Annotated in this window: 5 protein-coding genes and 1 pseudogene; 5 read left to right on the top strand and 1 reads right to left on the bottom strand. The window is 62.3% G+C overall.

Annotated features, from left to right (window positions below; all coding sequences use genetic code 11):
* Positions 1 to 579 precede the first annotated feature (579 nt).
* A pseudogene (rhaI, locus tag EN742_RS26740) lies at positions 580 to 1,515 on the bottom strand (L-rhamnose catabolism isomerase); the annotation flags it as partial.
* A 33-nt stretch (positions 1,516 to 1,548) separates the two neighbouring features.
* Between rhaI and EN742_RS26735 the strand changes: the two are divergent.
* The 5 genes from EN742_RS26735 to EN742_RS26715 form a co-directional block, all read left to right on the top strand.
* On the top strand, positions 1,549 to 1,872 hold the full coding sequence (locus tag EN742_RS26735; protein ID WP_128333471.1) for a hypothetical protein: 324 nt from the start codon (positions 1,549 to 1,551) through the stop codon (positions 1,870 to 1,872).
* Positions 1,872 to 2,123 carry a hypothetical protein gene (locus EN742_RS26730; RefSeq protein WP_128333470.1) on the top strand — a complete coding sequence of 84 codons (252 nt, stop codon included), beginning with the start codon at positions 1,872 to 1,874 and terminating at the stop codon, positions 2,121 to 2,123. Before EN742_RS26735 ends, EN742_RS26730 begins: the two co-directional genes overlap by 1 nt.
* A gap of 13 nt (positions 2,124 to 2,136) precedes the next feature.
* Positions 2,137 to 2,406 (top strand): hypothetical protein, encoded by a 270-nt coding sequence (locus EN742_RS26725; RefSeq protein ID WP_128333469.1) that lies wholly within the window; start codon positions 2,137 to 2,139, stop codon positions 2,404 to 2,406.
* Between the two features lie 326 nt (positions 2,407 to 2,732).
* Complete coding sequence (locus tag EN742_RS26720) at positions 2,733 to 2,981, top strand: helix-turn-helix transcriptional regulator (RefSeq protein ID WP_128333468.1); 249 nt, start codon at positions 2,733 to 2,735, stop codon at positions 2,979 to 2,981.
* Positions 2,978 to 4,081 (top strand): phage tail tape measure protein (locus EN742_RS26715; protein WP_128333467.1); only part of this gene is annotated, 1,104 nt, incomplete at its 3' end. The genes EN742_RS26720 and EN742_RS26715, both read left to right, overlap by 4 nt.

Below are 4,081 nucleotides of genomic sequence, written 5' to 3'. Positions count from 1 at the left end.
CTTCCTGAACATCGTCGCGCTCCTCGGCTGATCACCCTTCGGCCTGACAAACTTGCTCCCAAGTCTCGCAGCTGTCCAGACGAGCTTCGGCGCCATGAGAGCCATCTGTGACCCCTGATGTCAGCGAACGGCGAAGACGGCGGCCGATGGCGTGAAGGCGAAGGTGAGCGAAAGGCTGACGGCGATCAGCGTCCGGCGGTGAGATGCATGGCGGGGACTCCGGGGCGTGGGGGACGCCTAGGAAAGACCCTTGGAGCGCGATAGTCCAATAACAATTGAATAATCGAAACGGCCCGCTTACCCCGCCTCCGCTGCGGTCTTTGTCCGAAGGATAGGAAATGGCCGAGGTCAGCGCTGCCCCTCATCGCCCTGCCGGGCACTTCTCCCCGTATAGTGACGGGGAGAAGGGGCGCTCTCGTCGGTGGCTTCGCCAATCGCCAAGCTGGCAGAGCAGACGCCGAGGTCGCGGCCAGCGCTCTTCTCCCCTTTCACGGGAAGAAGGTGCCGGCAGGCGGATGAGGGGCAGCGCCGACAGTGACGATTATCGAAAAATTGCCTTGAGCAATCGCCGACTTGGCCTCAAACAATCCCACCACCGCCGCCGGCGACAGCCGGCCGTTCGGCCGCGACCTTCGCCCGGTAGCCGGCGGCCCGATAGGCGGCGACCGGATCGACGGCGCCACCGGTCCTCAGCCGCGCCATGGCGAGGATCGGCTCGACGTCGATGCGGTAGGCGGCTTTCAGCGTCTGCGTCGCCATCAGCGCGTCGTTCTCTTCCTGAAAACCCTGCAGCGCCTTGCGGTCGACCAGCAGCGCCTGCGCATAGGCGCGCTGCACCTCGACCGCCGACAGCATCAGGCTTTCGATCGGGTCGGTGACGTTGTGGCTCTGGTCCAGCATGTGCGCGGGATTGAACCCCTCTGCTCCGGACAGCTCGGCGTCGACCAGCTCGTTGAAGACCAGGAACAGCCGGTAGGGGTCGATCGAGCCGGCATCGAGGTCGTCGTCGCCATATTTGGAATCGTTGAAGTGGAAGCCGCCGAGCTTTTTGAACTGGATCAGCCGCGATACGATCATCTCGATGTTGACGTTCGGCGCATGGTGGCCGAGGTCGACCAGGCAGTAAGCCTTGTCGCCGAGTTCTTTCGCGATGAGGTAGTTGGTGCCCCAGTCCTGCACGACCGTCGAATAGAAGGCCGGCTCGTACATCTTGTGCTCGGTGAACAGTCGCCAGTCGTCCGGCAGTCCGGCGTATATCTCCTTCATGGCATCGAGATAGTGCTCGAAGGCTCTGGCGAAATTGACCTGGCCGGGGAAGTTCGAACCATCGCCGATCCACACCGTCAGCGCCTTCGAGCCAAGCGTCTTGCCGATCTCGATGCATTCGAGATTGTGCTCGACCGCCTGGCGGCGCGTGCCGGCATCGGCATGCGACAGCGAGCCGAATTTGTAGGAAAGCTCCTGGTCCTTGGCGTCGGAGAAGGTGTTCGAATTCATGGCGTCGAAGCCGAGGCCGAAGCGCGGGCGCTGTTCGAGCCAAGCGCTTTGGTGACGCCCCACAACAGTGGCGCCGTAACTGATCCGAGGCTTGCCGAAGTCTTCACCGCGAAGCCACTCGGCATGATGCTTCTCCTTGGCTTTCGCGAAGACATCACTGAAGCCTTGACGGTATTCGCCGACAAGGAAGTCGCGGGCCTCGGGCGAGTCTACAGCGCGGAAGAACGGGCCGAAGAACTCGCCCGAATCGACGCCGGCATTCGCGATGCCGAGCGCGATGAAGAGCGGCTTTGCCGAGCCGCCGAGGAAGCCGGGATCAAAGTAGCCCGACGCGTTGACGCCTCCATGGAATTCATTCTCGCGGAGGAACTGTGATGGTCAAAAATTCAATACTGGCAGCGCTCACTTCGGCGTTGAGGGGCGAGGCGACGCAAAGCGAGCAGCCCCCGCGAAAGAAACGCAAGCGCTCTTCGGCGGCCATGAGGCACCTGAAGCCCCAACGCGCGCCGATGCGGTCCAAAGACTACATCCCAACGGCGTTCCTCCAAAACCCGATTGATGACGCCGCAATCGAACAGAAACGCGCCGTGGACGCCGCCATCTGGCGCGACGCTCTGCGCCGTTGAGAAAGAAAGCAAGATGACCAATCCGGACGCAAAGCCGATGAGCCTATCCGCCATGAAGGCCGCGATCATGAGCAACGCCCCGACTTGGGACGGCCGAACCTGGACAGCGGGCGGAAGAGTCGAGGCGAAGACCAAGGCCGAAAGCGCCGCCGTGTATCGACGGGACTTGTGGAAAGCGGCGCTCCGCCAGCCCGCGATGCAATCCGAAGGGGCGGCGCCTAATGAATCCGGTCATCGCCGCGATCTGTGGAAGGCCGCGTTGCAACGCCCCCTGGAGAAGTAATCAGAATGCCGTTGGTGCCAACCTTCACCAGCGGTTCGGCGACCGGGTCCCTACCCCGGTTCGTCTCGGGGTGGCTCGCCTCGCTAACGAGCCACCCCGCTTTTGGAGATTGAATCAATGCGCCCGCCCGTAAATCCTAAGCGCCCCACCATTCGTCAATTCGCGGTCCAGCTTGGGCGGTCGCCAGCGGAATTTGTCGCGAGGTTTGAACAGTCCCTGCCGTGCGATGCGGACGGGCGAGTGAATATCCCGAAAGCTATCAAGGCACTGGAATTGTGGGGTTACCCCGCGAAGCGCTGGCTTGCTGAGACGTTGGAGCACGCACAATGACCAACGAATACGATTTGAGTGACCAGCGCACCGCGATGGCGGCTCTAAAGGCGGAGCGGGAGCGCATCGGTATGCCGATCGTCATCATGGAAGAAAAGTCCGGTGTCTGCATGAACTCCCTGTACGCCTGGCGCCAGGGCGTCCGGCAACCGAGCCTCGGCTGTCTTGTCGCCCTGGCGCAGACGCTTGGTTTTGACATCCTATTGGTGCGCAGGCCGGCAGCTAATGATCGGGGCGCGCAATGAGCGGAAAGCCCACGGCGGAAGCCACCGTAAAGCTATCGCTGATCGACCGTATCACCGGGCCGCTCAAGCGGATATCGGCGCGCCTCTCCGCGCTCGGCACGCGGCTAGGCTTTGACCGCATCGGCGCATCCGTCAACCGCCTCGGGAAGAGCCTTGTCGGCCTCGGGAACGGCTTGACCCGGACGACCGCGCGGCTGTCTTCCTTCGTGGCTCTTCTCGGCCTCGGCGCCTCGGGTGCGGTGGCAGGCGCGTTCGCCCTGGCGAAGAGCGCGTCGGACCTCGGCAGCGAGATAGGCGAAGCCTCATTCAAGCTCGGCATCGGGGTCGAGGCCCTACAGGAGTACCGGTTCGCCGCCAAAATGAGCGGCATAGAATCGGAGTCCCTCACCAAGGGAATTCAGAAGCTCGGAATCAACGCCTCGGAAGCCGTCAAGGGCAATAAGCAGATGGCGCAAAGCTTCCGCGCCCTCGGCGTGCCGTTGAAGGATACCAAGGGCAAGATGCGGTCGACGGAGGCCGTGCTTGATGACACCTTCACGGCGCTGGCGAAGATCAAAGACCCGCTTCGGCGCAACGCCCTGGCGTTCAAGCTGTTCGGCAAGTCCGGCGTCGACTTGGTCAAGATGCTGACCGATGGTTCCGCCGGCCTTCGAAACATGCGCGAAGAGGCACGCAGGCTCGGCATCATCCTAAGTGACAGGGCAACGAAGGCGGCCGATGCCTTCGGCGACAACCTTGATAGTTTGTTGCTTCGTTTCGAAGGCCTAAAGCTCTTCCTCGGGGTCCAGCTTTTGCCCGTCCTTAATGAAGTCATTGAGTCGACCACGAAATGGTTTGACGCCAACGCCGGGCTTGTCCGGCAGTCAATCACGGAATGGGTGCAGGCGTTCGCGAAGGTGCTTCGCGACCTCATGAATCCGGCGTCGGAACTGCGGCAGAAAATGGCCGGCATGGCCGAGGGCGTCACTTCGTTTCTAAACGCGATCAAACCCGTTGTGGATTTCGTGGGCGGGCCAATGAACGCCACGCTGCTAGTGCTCGGGGCTTGGACGGCGGCGCCTCTCATCACCGCCCTTACGGCGGTTACAGCGGCGTTTGTC

Origin of the sequence: Mesorhizobium sp. M4A.F.Ca.ET.020.02.1.1 (assembly GCF_004022645.1) — a bacterium.
Taxonomy (GTDB): Bacteria; Pseudomonadota; Alphaproteobacteria; order Rhizobiales; family Rhizobiaceae; genus Mesorhizobium.
This window is presented reverse-complemented; position numbering and strand designations above follow the sequence as displayed.

Bases quoted from the DNA above. Each gene is read 5' to 3' on its own strand.
- EN742_RS26730 (WP_128333470.1), top strand. From the start codon at position 1,872: ATGGTCAAAAATTCAATACTGGCAGCGCTCACTTCGGCGTTGAGGGGC.
- EN742_RS26725 (WP_128333469.1), top strand. From the start codon at position 2,137: ATGACCAATCCGGACGCAAAGCCGATGAGCCTATCCGCCATGAAGGCC.
- EN742_RS26720 (WP_128333468.1), top strand. From the start codon at position 2,733: ATGACCAACGAATACGATTTGAGTGACCAGCGCACCGCGATGGCGGCT.